Raw genomic sequence first — 24,723 nt, 5'->3', positions numbered from 1 at the left:
CGTTCACGGTCGCCTGGTTGGACATCGACGGTTGTGCCAGGATTGGCGCGTGGAGTTTCGGATTCTCGGTCCGGTGGAGGCATGGCACGACCGGGACCGGCTCCCCCTGTTCGGCACGAAGCCGAGGACGGTCCTCGCCACCCTCGCCGTCACCCCGAACCAGCCCGTGTCCACCGCGCGGCTGATCGACCTGACCTGGGGCGCCCACCCGGCCCCCACCGCCCGGCGCGTGCTGCACCAGTACCTGTCACTGCTGCGTCGGGCCCTCCCCGCCGACGTCATCGTTCGGAAACCGGCCGGCTACGTGCTCCGGGTGCCCGGCGAGACGGTGGACTCGGTCCGCTTCGGCGCGCTCACCTCGGCCGGCCGGGCCGCCCTGGACGCGGGCGACGCGGCGACGGCGGCCAGCCTGCTCGACGAGGCGCTCGCCCTGTGGCGGGGTCCCGCGCTGGCCGACGTCACCGACGAGCTGGCCGCCGCCGAGGGGCCGCCCCTCGAGGAGCTGCGGGCGACCGCGCGCGCCGGCCGGATCGAGGCGGAGCTGGCGCTCGGCCGGCACGCCGAGCTGCTCCCCGAACTCCGCCGGCTGGTCGCCGACCGGCCGCTCGACGAGCGGCTGCGGGCACAGCTGATGCTCGCGCTGCACCGGGCGGACCGGCGCGCCGAGGCGCTCGACGTGTTCACACGTGGGCGTCACCTGCTCCGCACCGAGCTGGGCATCGAGCCCGGCGCGGCGCTGCAACGCCTGCACCGGCGGATCCTCGCGGCCGACCCTGCCCTCGCCGCCCCACCGTCGGCCGTGACGACCGTCGAGCCGCCGACCGCGCCGCCGCCACCCGACCCGGACGCCGCCCCGACGACGGCCGGCCCGGTGCCGCGGCCCCGACAGCTGCCCGCCGTGGGCCAGCACTTCGTCGGCCGACAACGGGAACTCGCGCGGGTGGGCCGGCTGCTCACCGACGCGTCGTCCGGCACTCCCGCCATCGTCATCTCCGGGATGGCCGGCGCCGGCAAGACGACCCTCGCCGTTAGGGCCGCCCGCGCCGCCGCCGACGCGTTCCCCGACGGACAGCTCTACGTGAACCTGCACGGACATGGCACCGAGCCCGAGCTGACCGCACGGGAGGCGCTGCACCACCTTCTCGGCGGCATCGGCGTGCCGGCCCGCGAGGTGCCGGCCGACGTGCAGCAGGCCGCCGCGCTGTTCCGGTCCCTCACGGCCGACCTGCGGCTGCTCGTCCTCCTCGACAACGCGCGTTCCGCCGAGCAGGTCCGGCCGCTGCTCCCCGGTGGGGCTGCCACCCGGGTCCTCGTCACCAGCCGGGAACGGCTGCTCGGCCTGGTCGTCCGTGAGGGCGCCGAGCGGGTGGAGATCGACGCGCTCGACGAGGCCGACGCCGTCGAACTCATCGGCCGGGTGGCCGGCCCCGAGACGGTCGCCGCCGAGCCGGACGCGGCCCGGGACCTCGCCCGGCGCTGCGGTCTGCTGCCGCTCGCGCTGCGCATCGCCGCAGTCGACCTGCCGGTCGGTATCGAGCGCCCGGTGGCCGCCCGCGCGCGGCAGCTCGCCGGCCGGTCCCGGCTCCCACTGCTGCGCACCGGCGACGACAGCGCCAGCGGCGTGACGGCGGTGTTCCACCACTCGTACGACCGGCTGGCGCCCTCCGCCCAGCGGGTGTTCCGGTTCCTCGGGCTCCTCCCGGTGACCGAGTTCGACCGCTCGCTGGCGGTCGCGCTGGCCGGAGGACCGGCCGACGAGGTGGAGCCGTCGTTGCTCCGCCTGGCCGACGCGCACCTGCTCACCGTCGGTCCCGGCCGGCGTTTCGTGGTGCACGACCTCCTGCACGAGTACGCCGGCGGTCTGACCCGCAACCGCGACCCCGCCGAGGAGCGGGCCGCCGCGGTCCGCCGGGTCCACCGCTGGTACCTCGACCGGGCCGCGTCGGCGTGCCGACTCCTGGCGCCGCAGCTGCTCCAGGTCGACACCGCCGCGCCACCGTCGTTCTTCGCCGGTCCGGCCGAGGCCGTGACCTGGCTCGACGAGGAGTACGACCACCTCCGGTCGCTGACCCTGCGCGCGGCCGAGCGGGGTGTTCCGGACCTCGCCTGGCGGCTGGCCCTCGCGCTGCGCGTCAAGTTCCTCGCCGCGCGGGACATCGACGCGTGGCTCACGGTGACCCGCGCCGGCCTCCGGGCGGCGGAGGCGCAGGGCCAGGTCAAGGCCGTGGCGGCGCTGTGCCTGAGCCTCGCCATCGCGCACGTGCTGGAGGGACGCCCGAATGAGGCGATCGCGCACAGCGCCCGGGCCCGGCGGCTGAGTCGCCGGATCGGCTGGACGGAGGGGGATCTGTCGGCCCGCTCCCTGACCGCCGTGCAGCTCTCCCGGATGGGCCGGACGCGCGCCGCGGAGCGCCAGCTCGCGCACACCGTCGCGGCGCACGGCGACGCCGGCGGCGCACAGGTGGCGGTGGCGCTCAACAACCTCGGTGTGACCCGGATCCTCACCGGCCGGTTGGCCGATGCCGCCGCCGACCTCGCGGAGGCGCTGCGGCGGCACGAGAGGGCTGGCGCGAAACGCGGCGCCGCGTCCGCGCTCATCAACCTCGGCGTGCTGAGCCTGTGGCGGGGGCAGCTCGGTCAGGCGTACGAGCAGCTGAGCCGCGCGGCGGAGCGGTACGAGGAACTCGGCGACGTCGAGGGCCGCGCCGCGGCGGCCGGGCACCTCGCCGTGGTGCGGATGTTCCAGGGCGACCTGTCCGGGGCGCTGCGCACCGCGGTCCGCGGCCTCGCCGCCCTCCGCACCGTGACCGACCCGCTCGCGCAGGCTCTGGTGCTGCACAGCCTCGGCACCGTCCGTCTCGAACTCGGGCACCGGCGGCTCGCGGCGGCGTACTTCCGACGGGCGTTGCGCCTGTCCGACCAGGCCGACGCGGCGCAGGGCCGGGTGCTCGCGCTGCTCGGCCTGAGCCGCGCCCACCTCGCGTCCGGCGACACGGACCGGGCCGGACGCGACGCCGCCGAGGCCGCGGCGCTCGCCCGCGAGTGCGGCTACCGACAGTACGAGGGGATGGCCGGGACCCTGCTCGCCGAGACCGCGCTGCGTGCCGGCGACCGGGCCGGCGCGCAGCGGCTGGCCCGGGCCGCCGCCGACCTGCTCCGGGACGTCGGCTCCCACCTCGAGCACGCCCACGCCCTTCTCGCGCTGCGGGCGGCGACCGGCGACGGCAGCCACACGGCGACCATCGAGACCCTGCTCGCCGAGGCGGCGCCCCGGTTCCGGCGTCCCAGGATCGACGCGACTCCCCCGACGGCGCGGTGACGGGGAGACCCCGACACCGCGCCGTTGGAAGGGCGGCTCGTCACGCCGTCAGCAGCGGGGCACGCCCGGGATGTATCCGCTGTGTCCGGTGTTCACGTACACGTCGGCGACCCAGCGGTTGGTGCCGATCCGGTTCCAGACGTTGCTGGTGCCGGACGGGCCGGTGACCGTCGTGCCGGCGGCCTGGCAGTAGACGCTCACCGTGGCGCCGGCCGCCACGCTGCCGACGATCGCGTAGCCGGTGCCGGGGCCCGAGCGCACGTTCAGGTTGGCCGAGGAGGTGTTCACCGTGCCGGAGCCGATGCCGGTGACGCCGTTGACCAGCTGCATGTAGTACGTCCAGTTCCAGTTCGGACCGGGGTCGGTGTGGGTGGCGCCGGGCACCTCGACGTGCCCGATGATGTGCGACCGGTCGCGGGGGATGCCGTACTTCGTGGTGAGGCTGCGGGTGAGCGCGGCCGAGGCGCGGTACATGGCGTCGGTGAACCAGGCGGGGTTGTCCACGTACCCCTCGTGCTCGATGCCGATGGACTGCGTGTTGTAGGTCCAGTTGCCGGCGTGCCAGGCGATGTCCTTCTCCCGTACCGACTGGGTGACCGCACCGTCGGAGGAGCGGAAGGTGTAGTGCGCGCTCACCTGGGAGGCCGGGTTCTGGAACCAGCTGATCGAGCCGGCGTACGAGCCCTGCGTCATGTGGATGACCACGTAGTTGACCCGGTGGCTGCTGGGCCGGCTGGCCACCGTGTAGTTGCTGGTGCTGGCCGGCGCCCACGCCGCCGGCGGGTAGTCGGTGCTCAGGGTGCCCATGTCGCCCGGCGACGACGCCCGCTCCAGCGCGCCCCGCTGCGGCGTGACGGCCCGGCCGGTCACCGTCTCGCCCTGATCGGACGCGAATCCGGTGCGCAGCAGGTCGTAGACGCTGTCGGCGTAGAGGCGGGCGGCGGAGGGCTCGCGCGCGCCGCCGTACCGGGCCACCGCCCCGTACCAGCGGCCGAGGTCGTCGCGCGCCGCCGGGGTCAGGCCGGTCTGGTCGGCGTACGCGCGCAGCACGGCGGCCGCGCCGAGCACGTTGGCGGCCGGCTCGGTGCGCAGCGCAGCCGCCGGAAGCCCCGTCCGGGCGGCCGCCTCGTCGAGGGTGCGCACCTGCGGGTTGCTCGCGAGGTGCATGAGGCCGTACCCGCCGGACGCGCTGGGCGCCCCGGCGTGCATGTCCAGCCGCGTCTCGGCGTAGCCGAGGGCCACGAGCAGGTCGCGGGGCACGTCGTACCGCGCGGCGGCGGCGTCGAACGCGGGGGTCAGGGGGCCGGTGCCCGCCGGTGACCGGACCGGGTCGGCGGCCGCCGGCGCGGCGACCGCGGCCGGGACGGCCAGGGCGGTGATCAGGGCGAGCGCGAGCCGAGCGCGACGGGAGGGGGGTGCCGCGATCATCTTCTGTCCTTTCGGGGACGGTCAGGCCGGGACGACGAAGAGGTGCGGGCCGGCGGGCGGTGGGGTGCCGGCCAGGCTGAGAAGGGTGTGCCCGGTGGCGTCGTCGACGACGGCGACACGCACCGACGCGGGCTCCGGGTCGGCCAGCGGCACGGCGAACACGGCGGTCGCCGGCCGCCCCTGGTAACGGGCGGCGTGGCCCACGAAGCGCCAGCCGTCGTCGTCCCAGTGCTCGCGTACGTCGGAGCGCAGCAGCGGCGCGATCCGCCGGTAAGCGTCGCTGAGCTGGAGCTGCTGGACGCTCGCGAGCAGCGGAACGCCCGAGTTGCCGCGCAGCGGATGGGTGAGCCGCACCCGCACCTGGCGGAGCGGGAGCAGCCAGACCCGGTCCAGTTCGGGAGAGAGCGCGACGACGGCGGCCAGTTCGGCGAGCAGCACGGCCGCACCGGCGAGCGGCCGCGCCGTGAGCGCGCCCGTCCAGCCGCCGCTCGCCAACACGGCGAGGCCGCCCGCCGCCACCAGCACGGCGGCTCGGCCGACGCTCCGGCCGGAGACCGGCGTGGACCGGGCGCTCAGGCAGCCGCACGACGAGGTGGGGGCGACCCGGCGGGCGTAGGTGAGATAGGCGAGGAAACCGACGGCGAGGACGGTGGCGGCGCCCGCCTCCCACCGCGACGCGGGCGGTAGCAGGAGCAGCCCGCCGACAGCCAGCTCGACGCCGCCGAGGAGCCGGTACGCGGGCAGCGCCCGACGCTCCCCGACGAGCCGGGCCAGCGCCGACCGGTTGGCGGTCGCGGCGGCGTGCCGGCTGAGAAGTTTGACGCGGGCGGACCAGACCAGCACCGCGCCGATGACCAGCGGTTGCAGCGCCGCGATCATCTCGAGCATGGGTTCTCCCTCCGGTGGTCCGGCGGGCGGCGCCCCGGACGGCGTACGGCGCCGCCCGGGGCGCGGCCCGGTCAGGCGGCGGCGTAGACGGTGGCGATGTCGATCTCGTTGGTGTCCGGGTGCCAGGCGCCGAGCACCTGGACGTGCCGGCCGACCCGCAGCAGCGACATGTCGCTGATGGCGGGGGTGCCGTTGTAGACGGCGGCGGAGCGGCCGGGCACCACGTGCGCCACGATCCGCTGGCCCTTGTGGTCGAGGTGCAGCATGTTGCGGCCGACCGAGGCGATGTGCCCGTGCAGGTTGACGATGTTCACCCACACGGAGTCGGCGGCGAGCGTGCCGTCGGGCAGGCGCACGCCGCGGGCGTAGAGCCCGTCCCCCACGGCGACCCGGTCGAACGTGGTGGGGTGCAGCTTCCAGATGCTCGTGCCGTCGGTGATCCGGATGGAGTGCAGGACGGCGTCCGAGCCGGTGACCAGCAGCATGCTTCCGGAGATCTTGCTGATCCGGCCCTCGGCGAAGTTCGGGTCGGGCATGCCGGGCTCGACGGCCGCCGTCTCGGCGGCGAAGGCCGCCTCCGGAGCCAGCGAGCCGAGGCCGGTGGCACCGACCACGCCGCCGAGCGCGGCCGTGGCGAGCAGTCGGCGGCGGTCCAGGGTCTGGTTCATGGTCTGCGCCCTCCCGTTGTCAGACGGTGTCGACCGAGCAGGGCCGCAGCCCGGCGGAGAGACTGGCGATCGCGCTGTACGCCGCGGGCGTCAGGTCGATGATCCGGTTGCTGCCGCAGGCCGAGCCGCAGCAGGTGCGCTCGCCGCAGAACAGGTCCGTCTGCGGCCCGCAGTCGGCGATGGTGGTGCCGATCCGGGCGCCGTTGCAGAGGTTGGTCGTGTAGTGCCGGAAGCCGCAGGTACGCCGGGTCATGCCGGTGATGCCGCAGGCGTCGGGGCGGGTGATGGCCAGGCACGCGTCCGAGGTGTTCGGCCAGGCGTGCTGGTAGTTGGCGGAGCGGCAGGTGCCGCACGCGCCGCCGCCGGCCGTGCCGCAGGGACCCCAGGCACTGCCGCAGCAGAACCAGGACACCTCGCCTCGCAGAGCTGCCATGGGTGCCTCCTTCCAGGGATGACAATTGACAGCGGTAGATATAGACGGGGATTGTTTCCGTCACAAAGCATCGAAGTCAACCGCTTGAAAGAAGTTTTCCTACATCCGGTGAGCCGGCCGCGGGGCCGCGTTCGGCCGTGGGCTGACGGGGTGCGATCCACGCGGGCTGATGGGCTGGCGGGCCGGCCGGCTCGCGCTGGCCGGCGCGCCGTGACCCGGCTTGATCGACTCCGTTCCGGCGATACGACGGTGTCGCACCGCCCCGGAACCGCCACATCGGCGATCCCGTGTCGATCACGCCTCTCCCGTGAGCCGGTCGACCGGGCCACGTCGCCCCGCTCGGCGGGTCGGGTTCGCGGGCCGGCGGATCGGGTCGCGCCGGCCGCGGCACGCGACACGACCCGGTCCGACGGCGGTGGTGGTGGCCACTGTCGTACCGAGGGGGCACGGTGGTCGTCGAGGATGGTCCGGCGACGGGAGGGTGCGATGACCTACGGCTACGTCAACTCGATGAGGACGCGGCCCGGACACCGGGACGAGGTGGTGGCCATCCTCCTCGAGGGCGGCGACGGCCTCCGCGCGGCCGGGTGCCACCTCTACGCGGTCGGCGTCGTCGAGGACGACCCCGACCTGATCCGGGTCTGCGAGATCTGGGAGTCCCGGGAGCACCACGACCGGTCGCTCCACCTGCCCGAGACGAGGGCCGCCATCGCCCGGGCCATGCCCCTGCTGACCGGGGAGTTCGCCAGCCAGGAGATGGCCGTGGTCGGCGGCCTGGGCGTCTAACGGCGGACACGTGGTCAGACCCCGCGGACGCGCGGACCCAAGCAGCGGTCAGACGACGCGGGCGCGCAGCGCCCGGATCGACCAGTCGAGCACCGGCGCGAGGCTGTCGGTCGCCCGCCAGCCGTTGACGACCGACAGCAACCGGAGGTACAGCTCCCGTCGGGGGTCGCTGGCCGCCTCCAGCCGGGCCAGCAGCCGACGCCGCAAGGGGCGGCCGTCCGGTCTGCCGCAGAGCCGCGCGTACCGGGCGGTGATCGCCGCGACCACGGCGTCGGCCGGTGGCGAGGACGGGTCGACGCCGGCCGCGAGCGCGGGCCCGGCCTCGGCACGGACGACCGCCACCGCGTCCCGGCGCACCCCGCCCGTGACGTCGTGCGCACGGTCGGCGGCGTACTGCTCGGCAACCTCCCGCATCCGGGCGCGGAAGTCCGCGTCCTGCGCGAGCCCGGCCAGCTCGATCCACGCCTCGACCTGGTCGCCGTCCGGGTCGTCCGGCAGCTCCGGCGTCATCGAGCGCCGGAGGCCGGCGAACGCCGGGTCGGCGTCGAGGCCGCCGAAGACGGCGTCGAGGAACTCGCCCACGAGGCGCCCGCGTTCCTCCCTGCTCAGGGTCGCCAGCCGGTGAATCAGTTCCATCTCCTCCGCGTCGGGTTCGCGCCGGGCGATCGCCACGAGCACCGCACGGCGCAGGCGCAGCAACCGGATCTGGACGGAGAGCGCGTCGGCGTGCGCCGCGGCGACCTCGGCGAGCGGGATCTCCCGGTGCACCACCCGGCCGATCGTCGGCAGGTCGAGCCCGAGGTCCCGCAGCGTCCGCACGAGTTCCAGGCGCGCGACCGCGTCGGCGCCGTAGCGGCGGTGGCCGGCGGGGCTGCGCCCGGCCGGCGGCACGATCCCCCGGTCGGCGTAGAACCGGATCGTCTTGACCGTGAGCCCCGTACGCCGGGCCAGCTCACCGATCGCGTACCGCGCGTCGCCGTCCATGCCCCCACCCTCGCCTCTCCCCCCACGGGAGATGCAAGCCACCCCGGCGACGGCCCGCCCGAGCATCGTCGTCGAACGGGCCGCCGCGAAGGGTCAGACGGCGATGCGGCCGCCGTCGACCGGCAGCACCGCGCCGTGCACGAAGCTCGCCCGGTCGCTGGCCAGGTAGACGATCGCCTCGGCGATCTCCTCGGCGGAGCCGGGCCGGCCGGCGGGCGCCTGGGCGGCCTGCTGGTCGAGGGCGTCACCCATCGGAGCGGTGCCGCTGGTCCGGGTCGGGCCGGGGCTCACCGCGTTGACCCGCACACCGTGCGGGCCGTACTCGGCCGCCCACGACTTGGTGAGGAGCACGACCGCGGCCTTGCTCGACCCGTACAGGGCCATGCCCGGCGAACCGAACTCGGCGACCATCGTGCTCACGTTGATGATCGCGCCGTGACCCCGCTTGGCCATCTCCGGCGCGAGGTCGGCGACCAGGAAGTACGGCGCCTTCACGTTGAGCGAGTACACGGCGTCGAAGTCCTGCTCGGTGGTCAGCTCGGTGGGGCCGAAGGGGTAGATGCCGGCGTTGTTCACCAGGATGTCCACCCTGCCGCCCAGCTCCCGGGCCCGGGCCGCCAGCGCCCGCGCCGACGCCTCGTCCCGCAGGTCGGCCACCACGAAGTCCGCCCGACCGCCGGCCGCCCAGATCTCCCCGACGACCTCGTTGCCCCGGGCCTCGTCCCGCCCCGAGATGACCACGTGCGCGCCCTGGCGGGCGAGCGCCACGGCGGCGGCGCGGCCGATGCCGCTCGTGCCACCGGTCACCAGCGCCACGGTTCCCTGCAGTTCCATGATCTCTTCCACCCACATCTCGTTCCTGCGACGGTCGGGGCTGTCCCGACCCGTGGGTGTCAAGGCGCGCAGCGGCCACGACTTTCCCGAACGGCTGACGGAGCCGCTTATGGCCGCCATAAGCGGTCGCCGGCCTACTCCGGCCCCTGGTACTCCAGCGCGGCGATCAGGTGGCCGAGGTCGCGGCGCCGGGAACTGGCCGGCCAGGTCGCCCACGTACGGCGGACCAGCGGATGCCCGACGAGGGGCAGCCAGGCCAGCGACTCCGGTATGGGCTGCTGCCAGTCCGGCGGCGCCAACGCGAACGCCCCGCCGGCGGTCACCGCGGCGAGCTTCACCGGGGCGATGAGCCCCTGCCCCTCGGGCGGCGTACGGCCCAGGTCCAGCCCGTGGCTGCGCAGGATGGCCGTCACCTCGTCGTACCACATGGGGCTTCCGGACCGGGGGAAGCCGACCCAGTCGAGCCCGGCGAGGGCATCCAGCCGTACCCCGTCGGGGCCGCCCAGCTTCGCCGCCCGCTCGGCGTCGAGCAGCACTCCCAGGCGCTCCTCGACGACCAGCACGGCATCCAGGTCGGGGCCGACCGGGTGCTCCCGCACGAGGCCCACGTCCAGGTCTCCGGCGCGGAGCGCGGCGATCTGGGCCGCGGTCGGCATGTGCAGCGCCTGGACGCGGGTGCCCGGGTATGCCGTGGCCAGCTCGGCGAGCGGAGCGGACAGCAGGTCGGCGGGGAGCTCCAGCGGGATCCCGAGCCGCAGCACCGTCTCGCCCGGCCCGGCGTGCCGGGTGACGGCGGCCACCGCCTGGTCGTAGCGGGCCAGCACCGCCCGCGCCTCGGCGAGCAGCGTGGCGCCCGCCTCGGTGACCTGGACCCCGGTGCTGCTGCGGACCAGCAGCTGCACACCGAGCTGCCGCTCCAGGCCGTTCATCTGTTGCGACAGCGCGGGCTGGCTCACGTGCAGCCGCCGGGCGGCGCCGGAGAGGCTGCCCTCCTCCACCACGGCGACGAACGCCCGCATCTCACGCAGTTCCACGGGCCCATGACATCACGGCCGCCCCCGCCGCCGTGCCGAACGGCCGAGTCGTCGCGACGCCCGCCCGGTCCGTCGCCGGCCACGACGCGACCGCCCGGGGTGATGCGCCGCCGGCCACGACGCGACCGCCCGGGGTGATGCGCCGCCGGCCACGACGCGACCGCCCGGGGTGATGCGCCGCCGGCCACGACGCGACCGCCCGGGGTGATGCGCCGCCGGCCACGACGCGACCGCCCGGGGTGATGCGCCGGGACCGGCGGGCGACGGGGCCGGCCGGGGACCCGCCCCGGCGTACGCTCGCGCCGTGGACCGATGTGACGAGTGCGGCTTCGTCTACGCGAGCGTCTCCCCGGCGGACCTGCCGGCGCTCCTGCGCGCGCTGGGCGGCCGCTACGCCGCGGCGCTCGGCGCGGCGCGGGCGCCTCGACGGCGGCCGGCGGAGCGGGTCTGGTCACCGCTGGAGTACACCTGCCACGTACGGGACGTGCTGCGCGTGCAGGGCGAGCGGCTGGTGCTCGCGCTCACCGTGACCGCACCCGAGTTCGCGCCGATGGGCCGCGACGAACGCGCGGTGGCCGAGGCGTACAACGAGCAGGCCCCGGCCGTGGTGCTGGCCGATCTGGCCGACGCCGCCGACGCCCTGGCCGCCCGCTTCGACGGCCTCGGCCCGGCGGAGCTGGCCCGCACCGGCGTCTATCCGTGGCCGCAGCCGCGGGCCCGGACGCTGCTGTGGCTCGGGCAGCACACCGTCCACGAGGGAGAGCACCACCTGCTCGACATCCGCCGGGCCGGCTGAACGCCGGCGCTCACCGTGCGCTGCCGGGCGGGGCACGTACAGTGGGGTGGGTCCTGGCCCCACTGATCGTGGCCGGCCCGGCTCCCCCACCGCGAGGCATGCCGCCGGGGAGCGGGCCGCCGACCGGAAGGAGCACAGTGAACCGTCACCTCAGGACCGCGCTCTCCGCAGCCCTGACCGCCACCCTCCTCGCCACCGCCGTCGCCACACCGGCCGCGGCGCACGACCGCCCCACCAAGCCCACCCGCATCGCCCTGCCGGACGGCTTCCAGCCCGAGGGCATCGCCACCGCCGGCCGGTACGCGTACCTCGGCTCGCGTGCCACCGGCGAGATCTACCGGGCCGACCTGGTCCGTGGTGACGGTCGGGTGATCAGCCCGGCCACGGGGACCCCGTCGCTCGGCCTCAAGGTCGACCGTCGCGGCCGGCTCTTCGTGGCCGGCGGGGCGGCCGGCGACGCTCGCGTGATCGACACGCGCACCGGCCGGGTGCTGGCCCACTACCAGTTCGCCACGGCGCCGACGTTCGTCAACGACGTCGTCCTCACCGACCGGGCCGCGTACTTCACCGACTCCAACCGGCCGGTGCTCTACCGGCTGCCGCTGGGTCGCCACGGCGCGCCGCCGCCTGCCGACGGCTTCGCCACGATCCCGCTGACCGGCGAGTTCCAGCAGGTCGGCACGGGGATCAACAGCAACGGCATCGCCCGTACGCCGGACGGCCGGGCGCTGATCGTCGTGCAGTCGAACACCGGCACGCTCTTCCGGGTGGACCCGGCCACCGGCGTGACCACCGCCGTCGACGTGCCCGGGCACACCTTCGCCGCCGGCGACGGGCTGCTGCTGGTCGGGCGCACGCTCTACGTCGTGCAGAACCGCCTCAACCAGATCGCGGTGGTCGAGCTCGACCCCGCCGGGACGGCCGGGCGGCTCACCGGCATGATCACCCACCCGCGCTTCGACGTCCCGACCACGGTGGCCATGGCGTTCGGCCGGCTCTACCTGCCCAACGCGCGCTTCACGACCACCCCGACGCCGACCACGAAGTACCGGGTCGTCGCGGTCGACCCGCGCTGACGACCCGTCGGGCGCGCCCGGTCGACGTCTGATCGACCCCATTTCGCCGATGTGGCGGTGTCCGGGTCCGCCGGATGCCGCCACATCGCCGATCCGTTGGGGATCATGACCGTCCGGCGACCGGGCCGGCCGGGGTCGGCGCCCGGTCCGGCCTCCGCGGCTCCGGCCGGCGGGCGGTGACGGCCACGGCGAGGAGGCAGACCCCGGCGGCCGCGACGAGAGCCGGCCGGCCGCCGAGGGCGACGGCCTCGGACCCGAGCGGCGTGGCCAGCACGATGGGCCCGAACATGGCGGTGTTGGCCGTGGCGGACACCCGGCCGAGCATCGCCCGCGGGGTGTGCGTCTGCACGGCGGTGATCGCCGCGACCAGCGTCCACGGCAGACCGACGCCGCCGACCACGGCCGCCGCCAGGACGCCCGGCGGCCAGGGCAGGCACCGGCCCAGGCAGGCGGCCGCGAACAGGAGCGCACCGACCACCGCCACCCGTACGGCGCCGTGGCGGGCCAGGAGACGCCCGACGACAAGCCCGCCGGCCACCGACCCGGCGCCCTGCGCGCTGAGCAGCACGCCGAGGAACGTGCTCGGCAGGCCGAGGTCCTCCGTGACGACCGCGTAGCCCGCGGCCGTCGTGAAGCCGGACACGGCGATCGACACCGCGGCGAGCCCGACGGTCACCCGGGTCACCCGCTGTCCGAGGAGGAGGCGGAAGCCGGCCCGTACGCCGCCGGGGCGGTCCGGTGCCGGCGCCGACGGCGTACGCGCCGGCCGCAGCGCCACGTACAGGGCGGCCACCAGCACGGGCAGCCCGGCGCAGAGCACCGCGACGACCGGCCCGCCGTGCCAGGCGTAGAGGCCCGCGCCGGCCAGCGGGGCGACGAGCTTCATGCCCTCCTGGGCGCTGGACCGCCAGCCGTTGACGTCGGCGAGTTCACCGGGCGCCAGCACGGACGGCAGCAGCGCCGTCTCACCCGCGTCGATCAGCAAATAGCTGATCCCGTACGCGGCGGAGACCACGAAGATCAGCCAGGTCTGGCCGGGCCCGCGTACCGTGAGCAGGCTCGCGATGACGACGGCGAGGGCCAGGTTGGTCGTGACGAGCAGCGGTCGCCGCGGCGCCCGGTCGAGCACGCCGCCCAGCCACGGGCCGGCGAGCTGGGGGCCGTAGAGGAAGAGCCCGGCGAGCGCCGCGATGCCGGTGGACCCGGTGAGGTCGAGCACCCAGAGGCCGCTCACCAGGTTCATGGCGCTGCCGCCGAGGCCGGACAGCACCGATATCGCCACGAACAGTGTCGCGTTCCGTCGCACAGCCCCTCCGGGTCAAGTCGAGACGACTCAGATCCTCGGAGTTGAGCCGGCACGGCGCAATGGCTGAAGGATGCGTCAATGCGCTGTTGACAGTTCACCGTCGAGCCGGCCCGCGATGGACCGGACCGGCGCCGGCAACCCGTCCGGTCCCGCCTCGGCGAGGTCGGCGGCGATGTGCCGGGCCAGCGCGTACAACGCGCCCGGCTCGGCGTCGTGGGCAGCCGCCGCCGTGGCGCGCACGAGTGCGGCACGCGGGAACCGGCCGTCCCAGCGCCGGTCCGCGTCGATCCAGCGCTGGAGATCGAGGACGGCGGCGCGCAGGGCGACGATCCGGGCGGAGTAGCCGCGGTCCCGCTCCTGCCGGCGGGCGCGCCGGGCCGCGGCGAGGCGTTGCCGGCGCTGCTCCGCCGCCTGCCGGCTGGCGAGGCCGAGCGCCGACGCGACCTGCGCCCAGGTGGCGCCGGCGTGACGCGCCCGGTCGATCAGCTCCAACTCCTGCTTGTCGAGGCGCTCCCGCGCAGCGCGGAGGGCGGCGAGTCGCTCCAGGTCCGGCGGCACGTGTCAACGCTACATTGACGCGTCCGGTGTGGACGGGGTCGGCCGGACCGTGGCGCTGCTGCCCGAGGTGCACGCCGTCGCGCAGCACGACGACGTCGTCGTGATCGTGACCGCCGGTGGCGGAGCGGCGGACGACGCGACCGCCGCGGAGGCGCTGCTACGCCGCCAGTACGACCGGCTCTGACCTCCCGCTGCCCCGGTGGTGATCTTCGCCATGCCGGCCGGAACCGGCATCCGCGCGGCGTAGATTCGGGGCCACCGGGCCGGGCTCACCAGGACGCCGCCCGGGAGACGGAGGGTGGCATGGCGGGTACGGCGCAGGCACCGCTGCGGGTCGCGCTGCTGGGGTACGGGCTCGCCGGCCGGGTGTTCCACGCCCCGCTCATCACCGCGACACCCGGGCTGCGGCTGCACGCCGTGGTGACCCGGGATCCGGAGCGGCGGCAGCAGGTGCGGCACGACCACCCGGACGCCCGCCTCGTCGACGACGCCGACCTGCTGTGGCGTACCCCGGACGCCCTCGACCTCGTGGTGGTGGCCACGCCCAACCGGCTGCACGTGCCGATGGCCCGGGCCGCGATCGCGGCCGGCCTTCCGGTCGTGGTGGACAAGCCGCTGGCCGCCAGTTCGGCGCAGGGCCGCGAGCTGGTCGACGAGGCGGCGCGGCGGGGCGTCCCGCTGACCGTGTTCCAGAACCGCCGCTGGGACGGCGACTTCCTGACCGCCCGCCGGCTCGTCGAGCGGGGCGACCTGGGGCGGGTCACCCGGTTCGAGTCCCGGTTCGAGCGCTGGCGGCCGGAGATTAAGCCGGGCTGGCGGGAGCTGGGCGCCCCGGACGAGGCCGGCGGCGCCCTGTACGACCTGGGCGCGCACCTCGTCGACCAGGCGGTGCAGCTCTTCGGGCCGGTCTCCCACGTCTACGCCGAGGTGGACCGCCGGCGAGCCGGGGCACAGGTCGACGACGACGCGTTCGTGGCCCTGACCCACACCGGTGGCGTCCGCTCCCACCTGTGGATGAGCGCCGTCACCCCGCAGCTCGGCCCGCGCCTGCGCGTCCTCGGCGACCGGGCCGGCTACACCACGTACGGGCTGGACCCGCAGGAGGCGGCACTGCGTGACGGGGGCCGCCCGGGCACGCCCGGCTGGGGCGAGGTCGGCCCCGACCGGTACGGCCGGCTCGGCGTCGACGGCGACCTGCGGCCGGTGCCCACCGAGCCGGGCCGGTACGAGAGCTTCTACCGGGAGGTGGCGGTGGCGCTGCGCGACGGCGTGCCGATGCCCGTGGACCCGCGCGACGCCGTCGACACGGTGGCGCTCATCGAGCTGGCGCACCGCTCCTCCGTCGAGGGGGCGGTCCTTCCCGTACCGCCGGCCTCGGCGCGGTGACCCCCGGGCCGGGCACGGTTCCGCTAGCGTGCGGGTCGGGCTCGGGCCACGCGAGCCGGAGGGGGCCGGATGAGCGTCGAGGCGCACGGTACGCGGCCGGCGGTGGCGACCGCCGGGACCGCGCCATCGCTGGACTACTACCTGATCCTCGACGCGTCCGGTGGCACCGCCGAGGCCCTCGTGGTCGAGGAGTTCCTGCGCGCGCCCGACTGGTCCACGACCGGCCTCGACAGCGCCGTGTGGACGCCGTCGGCCGGCTGGGGCGGCTCCGCCGCGTTCAGCCGGGGCATGCGCGCTGACCCGCAGCTTCGGGCCCGGACGCTTCCGGTTGCCCGGGACGCCGCGGACGCGGCCCACCGGTGGCTCGGCGGCGGGCCGCTGCCCGACGAGCGCGCGCTACGCACCCGCTTCCAGGACCGGCAGGCGTTCCCCGCCACGGCGCCGCTGCGGCTCGGTGTGCCGCAGGCACCCCACGGCCGCCACGAGCGGCGCGTGTACCGCGTCCTCTTCGCAGGAGACCTTCCGCCCGACCGGGTGGCGAGGCTGGCCGCACACTGGCGACCGGTCGGCGCGCCGCCGCCCGTCGACGGCATGCCCGCCGGGCGGCGCCGCGTCGACGGCGACGACCACCGCTGGACGCTGCGCCGGATCGGCGGTGGCATCGCCTGGTGCGTCGACCTCACCGTGGACCTGGCGACCGCGACCGACGCGACCGTCGGGCCCGTCCTGCACGAGCTGACCACCGCCGTACGCCTGGCCGGGCTCATTCCGGCGACGACGGAGCGCTTCGCCTGACGGCCGCCGGCAGATCACGGCGTTCAGGGCTGGTCCAGGGCGCCGAAGGCCTTCCGCACCAGCCGGTTCGCCTCCTCCTGCTCGACCCCGGTCGCCACGAACAGGTCGCTCGTGGTGGTGCGCACCTGGGCGACCACGACCGCTCCCGAGAATCCCACGCCGACCCGGTAGGCGTGTCCCGCCTCGGCCACCGCCCGCAACGCCTGCTCGCGGGCCTCGTCGGGTTCGTCGGCGGTGGCGAACTCCCGGCGCAGGTGCCGGCACGCCTCGGCGAGCGCCGACACCGCGGCGGGCAGCGCGTCGGGGATCGGCTCGTCGTCCTCGATGAGGGTCACCGTGCGGCGGATCAGGGTACCGCTGTTGCGCATGGCCCGGTCGACCGGCTCCGCGGCCCGCGCGTACCGGCCCACCGGGCCCTGCCGGTGCTCCCAGTGCACCGGCGAGAGGGCGCTCGCCTCCCGCGCGGCCTGCGCCGCCTCGAAGAACGCTGCCACCTCGCTCTTGTTGTTCCGCAGCCGGTCGAGGGCCGCCTGCGCTGCGGCGGCGTCGCGTCGTCGCAGCGCCCCGGCGGTCGCCTCGAGCTGGTCGACGAGGAGGTCCAGCGCGGGCTTCGCGGCCCGGTTGATGACCCGGAGCGGGTTGAGCGGCAGCAGCACCGCCGTGACCCCCACGGACACGGCCCCGCCGATGAGGGCGGCCAGGAAGCGCGGGAACTCCAGGTTCGCCACGACCGGGCTCAGCGTGCCGATGAGCACGGCCGTCGCCGCGGACTGCACAATCACCGCCGGGCTGCCGCCGACCAGCACCGCCACGACGATGGACAGCACCACGATGAGGCCGAGCTGCCACGCCCCCGTCCCGACGGCGAGGATGAGCAGGTCGCCGATCAGCACACCGAGGGACACCCCGACGATCAGCTCGACGGTGCGGCGGAGTCGCTGACCGACCGAGGCCGCGAGCGCGATCACCGCGGAGATCGGCGCGAAGACCGGCTGCGGGATGTGCAGCAGGGTGTCGGCCACCAGCCAGGACAGACCGGCGGCGAGCCCGGCCTGGAGGGCCAGCCCGCCCCCGGCGCGCACCCGCCGCAACCGGTCGCTTAGTGAGCCGGCGAGCCGCGACCGCAGCGACGCGAGCCGGGCAGCCAGGGCCTCCCCGGGCGCACCGGCCCGAGCCGGTCCGCCGCCACCTTCCCGCGGACCGGCGTCGACCACGGCCGCTCCTACCCGCTGCCCGGCGGATCAGTCGTCACCGGTCGCGCTCGTCCTCCTCGTCCCCGGGGTGGCGCCACTCGCGGGGTGCGCCCTCGCGGTGCTGGGCGTCCAGGGGATCCGCGTCGGCCTCCCGTGTGTGCTCGAAGCTCGGCCGGCGCACCTCCTCGGGACGCGGAACGTCGATGGGACGGGCACCCGACTCGGGGCTCGGGTGGTACCTCTCCACCTCCTCGGCCCCGTGCGCGCCGGTGAGGGTGGGCGCCTCCGGTCCGCGCCGCTCGCCGTGCAACTCGTCGCGCATCTCCTGCGGCGGCCGGGCGGCGCGCTGCGGCAGGTCGCGGCCCAGGTCGGCGACCATCGTCCCGTACTTGGCGTCGAAGGCCGGGCGCTCCGAGCGGATGCGGGGCATCCGGTCGAAGTTGCGCAACGGCGGCGGGCAGGAGGTGGCCCACTCGAGGGAGTTGCCGAAGCCCCACGGGTCGTCCACGGTGACCACGGCCCCGTAGCGCCACGACTTCCAGGCGTTGTAGATGAAGAACAGCGTGGAGAAGCCCAGGACGAACGCCGAGATCGTGGAGATCGTGTTGAGCGTGGTGAACCCGTCGGTGGGCAGGTAGTCGGCGTACCGCCGGGGCATGCCCTCGCTGCCCAGCCAATGGTGGACCAGGAACGTGCCGTGGAAGCCCAGGAACATCGTCCAGAAGTGGACCTTGCCGAGCCGTTCGTCGAGCATCCGGCCGGTGAACTTGGGCCACCAGAAGTAGAAGCCGCCGAAGAGGGCGAACACCACGGTGCCGAAGACCACGTAGTGGAAGTGCGCGACCACGAAGTAGGTGTCATGGGTGTGGTAGTCGGCCGGTGGCGCGGCCAGCAGCACGCCGGTGAGGCCGCCGAGCAGGAAGGTCACGAGGAAGCCGATGGCGAACAGCATCGGTGTCTCGAAGGTGAGCTGCCCCTTCCACATCGTGCCGATCCAGTTGAAGAACTTCACGCCGGTCGGCACGGCGATGAGGTAGCTGAGGATGCTGAAGAACGGCAGCAGCACCTGCCCGGTGGCGAACATGTGGTGCGCCCAGACCGTCATCGAGAGCACGGTGATCGCGATCGTGGCGAGCACGAGACCGGTGTAGCCGAAGATCGGTTTGCGGGAGAAGACCGGGATGATCTCGGTGATGATGCCGAAGAACGGCAGCGCGATGATGTAGACCTCGGGATGGCCGAAGAACCAGAACAGGTGCTGCCACAGCATGGGGCCGCCGGTGGCGGGATCGTAGACGTGCGCGTTGATCAGCCGGTCGGCGGCGAGCGCCAGCAGGGCGGCGGCGAGCAGCGGAAAGACGAGGATCACGAGCACGCTGACGAAGAGCATGTTCCAGGTGAAGATCGGCATCCGGAACATGGTCATGCCGGGTGCGCGCAGCGTGAGGATCGTGGTGATCAGGTTGACCGCGCCGAGGATCGTGCCCAGACCCGAGATGACCAGGCCGATCACCCACATGTTCGCGCCCACGCCCGGGGAGTGCTCGACGTCGCTCAGCGGCGTGTAGGCCGTCCACCCGAAGTCCGCGGAACCGCCCGGCACGATGAACCCGCCGAGGACCATGAGCCCACCGAGGAGATAGAGCCAGTAGGCCAGGGCGTTCAGGCGGGGGAAGGAGACGTCGGGGGCGCCGATCTGGATCGGCACGATGAAGTTGCCGAACCCGAACGCCGCCGGTGTGGCGAACAGCAGCAGCATCACCGCGCCGTGCGAGGTGAACAGCTGGTTGTACTGCTCCGAGGACAGAAACTGCAGCCCCGGACGCGCCAACTCGGCGCGCATCACCATCGCCTCGAACCCCGCCGCCACGAAGAACCCGAACGACGTGAGCAGGTACAGGATCCCGATCTGCTTGTGGTCCGTCGTGGCCAGGAACCGGATCAGCGAACTACCCGGAACGGGCCGCCGCAGGGGCCCGGGATATCCGCCGAACCGGCCCGGCGCCAGGATCGCCGGCTGCCGGTCCTGACCGGACACCGCACTCCCCCGCTTCGGCATGACCCACTCCGAGACCAGTTATCCGCGCGCCAACAGTCCTCCAGACCTTGGCACAGCCAGCCGGACAACGAGGGCAAGTTGGACAAAACCGTTCACGCTCGGGTGTCGCTCGGCGGATCCGCCGACCCGCGGTCGCGTACGGGTGCCGGAGGGCGGCTGCGCGACAATGGCGCCGTGCGGTTCGGCATCCTGGGCACGACAGAGGTCGGCACGACCGACGGCCGCCGGCTTCCCGTCGGCGGCCCGCGGCTGCGCGCGCTCCTGGCCCTGCTGCTGCTCGACGCCGGGCGGGTGGTGTCCCGGGAGCGACTGGTCGACGGCCTCTACGGCGAAGCTCCGCCCGCCGGCGTGGCCAACGCCCTGCAGTCGCAGGTGTCCCGGCTGCGCCAGGTGCTGGCGGCCGGTCCGGCCGACCCCGTCGAGTTCCACCCGGCGGGCTACCGGCTCGCCATCGACCCGGACGACGTCGACGCGCACCGGTTCGCCCGGCTGGCCGACGCGGGCCGCGCCGCTCTCGACGCGGGCGACCACCGCGGGGCCGCCGAGCTGCTGCGCACGGCGCTCGGCCTCTGGCGCGGCGAGCCGTTGGCGGACGTGGCCGACGCGCCGTTCGCCCCTGCCGCGGCGGCCCGCCTGCTCGAGCGGCGGCTGGCCGCCGTCGAGGACCGGGTCGAGGCGGACCTCGCGCTGGCCGACGCCGGACGCCTCGGGCCGCTCGTGACCGAGCTGCGGGAGCTGGTGGCCGCCCACCCGCTGCGGGAGCGGCTGCACGGTCAGCTGATGCGCGCGCTGCACGCCGACGGCCGACGCGCCGAGGCGCTCGCCGCCTTCGCCGACCTGCGCCGGCTGCTCGCCGACGAGCTGGGCGCCGACCCGTCCGCCGAGCTGGTGGCGCTGCACACGACCCTGCTCCGCGACGACGCCGCTGCCGCCCCCGGGCCGCCCCGGCTGCCGACGCCGCTGACCAGCTTCGTGGGCCGGGAGGAGGAGCTGCGTCGCCTCGCCAAGCTGCTGGGCGAGGCCCGGCTCGTGACGCTGCACGGCCCCGGCGGGGCCGGAAAGACCCGGCTCGCCCTGGAGGCCGCGCAGCGGTACGACGGCGAGGTCCGCCTCGTCGAACTGGCCGCGCTGCCGCCCGGGGCCGACGTGGCCCCGGCGGTGCTCGCCGCGCTGGACCTGCGCGACAGCGCGCTGCGCGTGCCGGGCGGCTCGCCGGACGTCGCCGGCCGGCTGGTGGCGGCGCTCGCCGACCGTCGCCTGCTGCTGGTGCTGGACAACTGCGAGCACGTGGTGGCCGACGCCGCCCGGTTCACGGCCCGGCTGCTCGGCGCCGCCCCGGCGGTGCGGGTGCTCGCCACCAGCCGGGAGCCCCTCGGCCTGACCGGGGAGGCGCTCTGCCCGGTCGTCGGCCTTCCGGTGCCGCCCGGCGCCGCGCCGGCCGAGCTGGCCCGGGAGTACGCCGCCGTACGGCTGTTCGCCGAGCGCGCCGCCGACGTCGCGCCGGACTTCGCCCTGGACGCCGCGACCGTCGCGGCGGTGCTGCGGATCTGCCGCACGCTCGACGGCCTCCCGCTCGCCGTCGAGCTGGCCGCGGCGCGGCTGCGGGCGCTGCCGGTCGACGAGGTGGCCGGCCGGCTGGACGACCGGTTCCGGCTGCTGAACCGGGGCAGCCGGGTGGCCGCGCCCCGGCACCAGACGCTGCACGCGGTCGTGCGGTGGAGCTGGGACCTGCTGGACGAGCCCGAACGACGACTGGCGCGACGGCTGAGCGTGTTCGCCGGCGGTGCCGACCTCGCGGCCGTGGAACGGGTGTGCGCGCCGCTCGGCGCCGAGGTCCTCGACGTGCTGACCAGCCTCGTGGAGAAGTCCCTCGTCGACGCGGCCGACGGCCGCTTCCGCATGCTGGAGACGGTGCGCGCGTTCGCCGCCGAGCGGCTCGTCGAGGCGGGCGAGGCCGACGCGCTGCGGCAGGCCCACGCCGCGTACTTCCTCGACCTCGCCCGGGCCGGCGACGCCGGGCTGCGCGGCCCGGCGCAGCTGGACTGGCTGCGGCGGCTGGACGCCGACCGCGACGACCTGCACGCGGCGCTGCGCCGGGCGGCCGACGGCGGCGAGACCGCCACCGCGCTCGGCCTCGTGGCCGGCCTGTCGTTCTACTGGTGGCTGCGCGGTCTCCGGGCCGAGGGGGCCGCGCTCGCCGGGCGGCTGGTCGACCGGCTCGACGGCCCGCCGCCCGGGCTCGCCGAGGAGTACGCGCTCTGCCTGCTGGTGACCGCCCTCAGCGGCTCCGGTGGGACGGACCGCACGGTCGTCGGTGCGGCCGGCGACATCCTCTGGACCCTGGGACGACCGCCCCGCCATCCGTTCCTGCTCTACCTGTCCGGGATGGCCGCCGGCCCGCCGTCGGCGGAGCGGCGGGCGCTGCTGCTCGCCGACGGGAGCCGGCACGCGCTGCTCGGCGCCGACCGCTGGAGCATCGCGCTCGGGTCGCTCGGCATGGCCATGGTGCGGCTGCTCGACGGCGGGCACGACGAGGCCCGCGCCGAACTGGCGGCGGCCCTCGACGGGTTCCGGGCGCTCGGCGAGCGCTGGGGGATGATCCTGGCGCACAGCACGCTGGCCGAGGCCGCGTACCGGGTCGGCGACCCGGCGGCGGCCGCCGGGCCGATGGCGGAGGCCCTCCGGTTGGCCGACGAGCTCGGCTCCGCGCTCGACACGGCGGAGCTGCTGCGTACCCGCGCCGACGGCCGGCTCGGGGTCGGCGACCTGGCCGGGGCCGAGGCCGACTACCGGCGGGTGGTGGAGGTGGCGCAGCCGGCCGGGGCGCCGGAGCTGGTCGCCGCGGGGCACTACGGGCTCGGCGAGATCGCCCGGCAGCGCGGCGACCTGGCGGCGGCCCGGCACCTCTGCGAGCAGGCCGTGGCGGAGTGCCCGAGCGGCTGGTTCGGCGCCGCGGTGGTGCGGCTGGCGGCGCTCGTGACGCTCGGGCGGATCGCGGACACCGTGGGGGACGCGCCGACGGCTCGCGCCCGTTACCGCGAGGTGCTCGGCGCGACCATCGGGATGTGGGACGTGCCCACCGTGGGCGCCGCCGTGGAGGGCCTCGTCGCGCCGGTGCTCCGGCGGGGCGAGGACGGCCGGGCCGCGGTGCTGCTCGGGGCCGCGGCGGCCGTGTTGCGCGGCACCGGCGCCGAGGCGGCGGCGGACGGCGTCCCGGTGGCCGCGGCGACCCGGGCCGCGCTCGGGGCCGCGCGGTTCGCGCGGGAGTTCGCCCGGGGCGCGGCCCTCGACCGGGAGCAGGCCCTCGCCCTGCTGAGCGCCGGCTGACGGCGGGAGGCGCGCGCCGTCAGCGTCCGGTGCGAGCCCGGTCAGCGACGGCGGCGACGCTGCCGGCATGACTGACGAGACATCGGCCGTCGTGGCCGAGGGCCTGCGCAAGTACTACGGCCGCACCCGGGCCTTGGACGGGTTCGACCTGACCGTTCCCGCCGGCACGGTGTGCGGGCTGCTCGGCCCGAACGGGGCCGGCAAGACCACGGCCGTGCGCGTCCTGGCCACACTGCTGCGCTTCGACGGCGGCCACGCCCGGGTGGCCGGGTACGACGTGACCCGCCACCCCGACCGGGTGCGTACGGCCATCGGGCTGACCGGTCAGTACGCCGCCGTCGACGAGACGCTCAGCGGCCGGCAGAACCTGGTGCTGTTCGGCCGGCTCCGGCACCTGCCGGCACGGGTGGCTCGCCGGCGCGCCGGCGAGCTGCTCGACCAGTTCGGGCTCACCGACGCGGCGGAGCGTTCCGCCGGAACGTACTCCGGCGGGATGCGTCGCCGCCTCGATCTGGCCGCCAGCCTCATCACCCGGCCCCGGGTGCTCTTCCTCGACGAGCCGACCACGGGCTTGGACCCGCGCAGCCGCAACGGGCTCTGGGAGGCGGTCCGGTCGCTGGTCGCCGAGGGCACCACGGTGCTGCTCACCACGCAGTACCTGGAGGAGGCGGACCAGCTCGCCGACCGGATCTCGGTGGTGGACGCCGGCCGGGTGGTGGCCGAGGGCACCTCCGACGAGTTGAAGGCCCGCAGCGGCGCGGACCGGATCGAGCTGGTGGTCCGCGACGCGGGGCACCTGCCCGTGGCGGCGGCCATCGTCGAACGGGTGACGGGCGGCGCGGTGACCCTGGACCGGGAGATCCGGCAGCTCAGCGCACCGGTGGCCGACCGGATCGGCGCGCTCGCCGACCTGCTGCGGGCGCTCCAGGACGCCGCCGTGGCCGTCGAGGACGTCGTGCTGCGCCGGCCCACGCTCGACGAGGCGTTCCTGCAGCTCACCGGGCACCGCGCCGCGGGCGCCACGGAGCGGGCGGAGGTGGCCGCATGAGGCCGGGACGGTGGGGCTGGGCGATGGCCGACGGCTGGGTGATGACCGGCCGGAACATGCGGCACGTGATCCGGTCACCTGAGGAGATCGTCCTCTACTTCAGCCTGCCGATCATGTTCGTGCTGGTCTTCGGCTACGTGTTCGGCAGTGGCATGGCGGTGCCCGGCGACGGCAGCTACCGCGAGTTCCTGCTTCCCGGCGTGTTCGTGATGACGATGTTGTACGGCCTCGGCGCCACGGCGTCGCAGATCTCCCTCGACGCCAGCCGCGGTGTGGTGGACCGGTTCCGCTCGCTGCCGATGGCCCGGTCCGCGCTGCTGACGGGGCGGGCCGGCGCGGACCTGCTGCGGGCGTTGCTGGAGCTGGCCGTTCTCGTGGTCTGCGGGCTGCTGGTCGGCTGGCGCTGGCGCAACGGGGTGGGCGACGCGCTCGCGGCCGTGGGCCTCATCCTTCTCCTGCGGCTGGCGCTCACGTGGGTGGGCATCCTGCTGGGCCTGCTCGTGCCGAACCCGGACACGGTCTCGGTGATCGTGTTCCCGCTCGCGTTCCCGCTCACCGCGCTGTCCAACGTGTTCGTGGCTCCGGAGCTGCTTCCGGACTGGCTGGGCGCGGTCGCCGCGTGGAACCCGCTGTCGGCGACCGTGGCGGCCGCGCGCGAGCTGTTCGGCAACCCGGGGATCGGCGGCGAGTCGTGGGCGGCCCAGCACGCGCTGCTACTGGCGCTCGGCTGGCCGGTCCTCATCATCGCGGTGATCGGTCCGCTGGCCGTCCGCCGCTACCGGCGACTGAGCCGCTGAGGCGCCGG

21 protein-coding genes are annotated in these 24,723 nt (G+C 75.4%); 10 read left to right on the top strand and 11 right to left on the bottom strand.

Annotation, left to right across the window (positions count from 1 at the left end; genetic code table 11):
- Positions 1 to 49 precede the first annotated feature (49 nt).
- Positions 50 to 3,319 (top strand): AfsR/SARP family transcriptional regulator, encoded by a 3,270-nt coding sequence (locus ACSNOA_RS11485; protein ID WP_436657948.1) that lies wholly within the window; start codon positions 50 to 52, stop codon positions 3,317 to 3,319.
- A 48-nt stretch (positions 3,320 to 3,367) separates the two neighbouring features.
- Here ACSNOA_RS11485 and ACSNOA_RS11480 read toward each other — a convergent pair whose 3' ends face one another.
- The 4 genes from ACSNOA_RS11480 to ACSNOA_RS11465 form a co-directional block, all read right to left on the bottom strand.
- A complete protein-coding gene (locus tag ACSNOA_RS11480) occupies positions 3,368 to 4,747 on the bottom strand; it encodes an N-acetylmuramoyl-L-alanine amidase (protein WP_436657947.1) in 1,380 nt (459 codons plus the stop codon).
- A 21-nt stretch (positions 4,748 to 4,768) separates the two neighbouring features.
- Positions 4,769 to 5,635 carry a MauE/DoxX family redox-associated membrane protein gene (locus tag ACSNOA_RS11475; protein ID WP_436657946.1) on the bottom strand — a complete coding sequence of 289 codons (867 nt, stop codon included), beginning with the start codon at positions 5,633 to 5,635 and terminating at the stop codon, positions 4,769 to 4,771.
- Positions 5,636 to 5,706: 71 nt separating this feature from the next.
- Positions 5,707 to 6,303: a cell wall protein gene (locus ACSNOA_RS11470; protein ID WP_436657945.1), complete on the bottom strand. Its 597-nt coding sequence runs from the start codon at positions 6,301 to 6,303 to the stop codon at positions 5,707 to 5,709.
- 19 nt (positions 6,304 to 6,322) lie between these two features.
- The gene (locus ACSNOA_RS11465) at positions 6,323 to 6,736 is read right to left on the bottom strand and encodes a hypothetical protein (protein WP_436657944.1); all 414 of its coding nucleotides are present in this window, start codon (positions 6,734 to 6,736) and stop codon (positions 6,323 to 6,325) included.
- A 486-nt stretch (positions 6,737 to 7,222) separates the two neighbouring features.
- Here ACSNOA_RS11465 and ACSNOA_RS11460 point away from each other — a divergent pair, with 486 nt between their 5' ends.
- Positions 7,223 to 7,522 (top strand): putative quinol monooxygenase, encoded by a 300-nt coding sequence (locus ACSNOA_RS11460; RefSeq protein ID WP_436657943.1) that lies wholly within the window; start codon positions 7,223 to 7,225, stop codon positions 7,520 to 7,522.
- 48 nt (positions 7,523 to 7,570) lie between these two features.
- Here the strand turns inward: ACSNOA_RS11460 and ACSNOA_RS11455 are convergent, their stop codons facing one another.
- The 3 genes from ACSNOA_RS11455 to ACSNOA_RS11445 form a co-directional block, all read right to left on the bottom strand.
- Complete coding sequence (locus ACSNOA_RS11455) at positions 7,571 to 8,506, bottom strand: MerR family transcriptional regulator (protein ID WP_436657942.1); 936 nt, start codon at positions 8,504 to 8,506, stop codon at positions 7,571 to 7,573.
- Positions 8,507 to 8,599: 93 nt separating this feature from the next.
- The gene (locus ACSNOA_RS11450) at positions 8,600 to 9,340 is read right to left on the bottom strand and encodes an SDR family NAD(P)-dependent oxidoreductase (protein WP_436657941.1); all 741 of its coding nucleotides are present in this window, start codon (positions 9,338 to 9,340) and stop codon (positions 8,600 to 8,602) included.
- A gap of 134 nt (positions 9,341 to 9,474) precedes the next feature.
- Positions 9,475 to 10,374, bottom strand: coding sequence for a LysR family transcriptional regulator (locus ACSNOA_RS11445; protein ID WP_436657940.1), 900 nt, complete (start codon positions 10,372 to 10,374; stop codon positions 9,475 to 9,477).
- 304 nt (positions 10,375 to 10,678) lie between these two features.
- Here ACSNOA_RS11445 and ACSNOA_RS11440 point away from each other — a divergent pair, with 304 nt between their 5' ends.
- A complete protein-coding gene (locus tag ACSNOA_RS11440; RefSeq protein WP_436657939.1) occupies positions 10,679 to 11,170 on the top strand; it encodes a DinB family protein in 492 nt (163 codons plus the stop codon).
- A gap of 137 nt (positions 11,171 to 11,307) precedes the next feature.
- Entirely contained in the window at positions 11,308 to 12,246 is a 939-nt protein-coding gene (locus ACSNOA_RS11435) for an SMP-30/gluconolactonase/LRE family protein (RefSeq protein ID WP_436657938.1), read from the top strand.
- Positions 12,247 to 12,349: 103 nt separating this feature from the next.
- Here ACSNOA_RS11435 and ACSNOA_RS11430 read toward each other — a convergent pair whose 3' ends face one another.
- Both ACSNOA_RS11430 and ACSNOA_RS11425 read right to left on the bottom strand, forming a co-directional pair.
- Positions 12,350 to 13,552, bottom strand: a complete 1,203-nt coding sequence (locus ACSNOA_RS11430) for an MFS transporter (protein ID WP_436657936.1) — start codon at positions 13,550 to 13,552, stop codon at positions 12,350 to 12,352.
- 75 nt (positions 13,553 to 13,627) lie between these two features.
- Positions 13,628 to 14,110 carry a hypothetical protein gene (locus ACSNOA_RS11425; protein WP_436657935.1) on the bottom strand — a complete coding sequence of 161 codons (483 nt, stop codon included), beginning with the start codon at positions 14,108 to 14,110 and terminating at the stop codon, positions 13,628 to 13,630.
- Between the two features lie 28 nt (positions 14,111 to 14,138).
- Between ACSNOA_RS11425 and ACSNOA_RS11420 the strand changes: the two genes are divergently transcribed.
- The 3 genes from ACSNOA_RS11420 (at position 14,139) to ACSNOA_RS11410 (ending at position 16,291) form a co-directional block, all read left to right on the top strand.
- A complete protein-coding gene (locus ACSNOA_RS11420) occupies positions 14,139 to 14,294 on the top strand; it encodes a hypothetical protein (protein WP_436657934.1) in 156 nt (51 codons plus the stop codon).
- Between the two features lie 119 nt (positions 14,295 to 14,413).
- Entirely contained in the window at positions 14,414 to 15,496 is a 1,083-nt protein-coding gene (locus ACSNOA_RS11415; protein WP_436657933.1) for a Gfo/Idh/MocA family oxidoreductase, read from the top strand.
- 69 nt (positions 15,497 to 15,565) lie between these two features.
- On the top strand, positions 15,566 to 16,291 hold the full coding sequence (locus ACSNOA_RS11410) for a hypothetical protein (RefSeq protein ID WP_436657932.1): 726 nt from the start codon (positions 15,566 to 15,568) through the stop codon (positions 16,289 to 16,291).
- 23 nt (positions 16,292 to 16,314) lie between these two features.
- On the opposite strand, the gene ACSNOA_RS11405 is transcribed toward ACSNOA_RS11410, so the two are convergent.
- Both ACSNOA_RS11405 and ctaD read right to left on the bottom strand, forming a co-directional pair.
- On the bottom strand, positions 16,315 to 17,505 hold the full coding sequence (locus tag ACSNOA_RS11405) for an FUSC family protein (RefSeq protein WP_436657931.1): 1,191 nt from the start codon (positions 17,503 to 17,505) through the stop codon (positions 16,315 to 16,317).
- Positions 17,506 to 17,539: 34 nt separating this feature from the next.
- On the bottom strand, positions 17,540 to 19,543 hold the full coding sequence (gene ctaD, locus ACSNOA_RS11400; protein ID WP_436657930.1) for an aa3-type cytochrome oxidase subunit I: 2,004 nt from the start codon (positions 19,541 to 19,543) through the stop codon (positions 17,540 to 17,542).
- A 174-nt stretch (positions 19,544 to 19,717) separates the two neighbouring features.
- Here ctaD and ACSNOA_RS11395 point away from each other — a divergent pair, with 174 nt between their 5' ends.
- The 3 genes from ACSNOA_RS11395 to ACSNOA_RS11385 all read left to right on the top strand — a co-directional run bounded on the left by ACSNOA_RS11395 (position 19,718) and on the right by ACSNOA_RS11385 (position 24,715).
- A complete protein-coding gene (locus ACSNOA_RS11395) occupies positions 19,718 to 22,870 on the top strand; it encodes a BTAD domain-containing putative transcriptional regulator (protein ID WP_436657929.1) in 3,153 nt (1,050 codons plus the stop codon).
- Positions 22,871 to 22,937: 67 nt separating this feature from the next.
- Entirely contained in the window at positions 22,938 to 23,918 is a 981-nt protein-coding gene (locus tag ACSNOA_RS11390) for an ATP-binding cassette domain-containing protein (RefSeq protein WP_436657928.1), read from the top strand.
- Positions 23,915 to 24,715 (top strand): ABC transporter permease, encoded by an 801-nt coding sequence (locus tag ACSNOA_RS11385; protein WP_436657927.1) that lies wholly within the window; start codon positions 23,915 to 23,917, stop codon positions 24,713 to 24,715. Before ACSNOA_RS11390 ends, ACSNOA_RS11385 begins: the two co-directional genes overlap by 4 nt.
- The last annotated feature ends 8 nt before the right edge of the window (positions 24,716 to 24,723 follow it).

The sequence above is a fragment of the Micromonospora sp. URMC 103 genome, assembly GCF_051386435.1.
GTDB lineage: Bacteria > Actinomycetota > Actinomycetes > Mycobacteriales > Micromonosporaceae > Micromonospora.
Note: the sequence above shows the minus strand (reverse complement) of the source record. Positions and strands in the feature narration are given on the sequence as shown.

Excerpts from the sequence above, each read along its gene's own strand:
- ACSNOA_RS11415 (WP_436657933.1), top strand. The coding sequence starts at position 14,414 with ATGGCGGGTACGGCGCAGGCACCGCTGCGGGTCGCGCTGCTGGGGTAC.
- ACSNOA_RS11475 (WP_436657946.1), bottom strand. The coding sequence starts at position 5,635 with ATGCTCGAGATGATCGCGGCGCTGCAACCGCTGGTCATCGGCGCGGTG.
- ACSNOA_RS11480 (WP_436657947.1), bottom strand. The coding sequence starts at position 4,747 with ATGATCGCGGCACCCCCCTCCCGTCGCGCTCGGCTCGCGCTCGCCCTG.
- ACSNOA_RS11460 (WP_436657943.1), top strand. The coding sequence starts at position 7,223 with ATGACCTACGGCTACGTCAACTCGATGAGGACGCGGCCCGGACACCGG.
- ACSNOA_RS11465 (WP_436657944.1), bottom strand. The coding sequence starts at position 6,736 with ATGGCAGCTCTGCGAGGCGAGGTGTCCTGGTTCTGCTGCGGCAGTGCC.
- ACSNOA_RS11450 (WP_436657941.1), bottom strand. The coding sequence starts at position 9,340 with ATGGAACTGCAGGGAACCGTGGCGCTGGTGACCGGTGGCACGAGCGGC.
- ctaD (WP_436657930.1), bottom strand. The coding sequence starts at position 19,543 with ATGCCGAAGCGGGGGAGTGCGGTGTCCGGTCAGGACCGGCAGCCGGCG.
- ACSNOA_RS11470 (WP_436657945.1), bottom strand. The coding sequence starts at position 6,303 with ATGAACCAGACCCTGGACCGCCGCCGACTGCTCGCCACGGCCGCGCTC.
- ACSNOA_RS11385 (WP_436657927.1), top strand. The coding sequence starts at position 23,915 with ATGAGGCCGGGACGGTGGGGCTGGGCGATGGCCGACGGCTGGGTGATG.
- ACSNOA_RS11410 (WP_436657932.1), top strand. The coding sequence starts at position 15,566 with ATGAGCGTCGAGGCGCACGGTACGCGGCCGGCGGTGGCGACCGCCGGG.
- ACSNOA_RS11390 (WP_436657928.1), top strand. The coding sequence starts at position 22,938 with ATGACTGACGAGACATCGGCCGTCGTGGCCGAGGGCCTGCGCAAGTAC.
- ACSNOA_RS11455 (WP_436657942.1), bottom strand. The coding sequence starts at position 8,506 with ATGGACGGCGACGCGCGGTACGCGATCGGTGAGCTGGCCCGGCGTACG.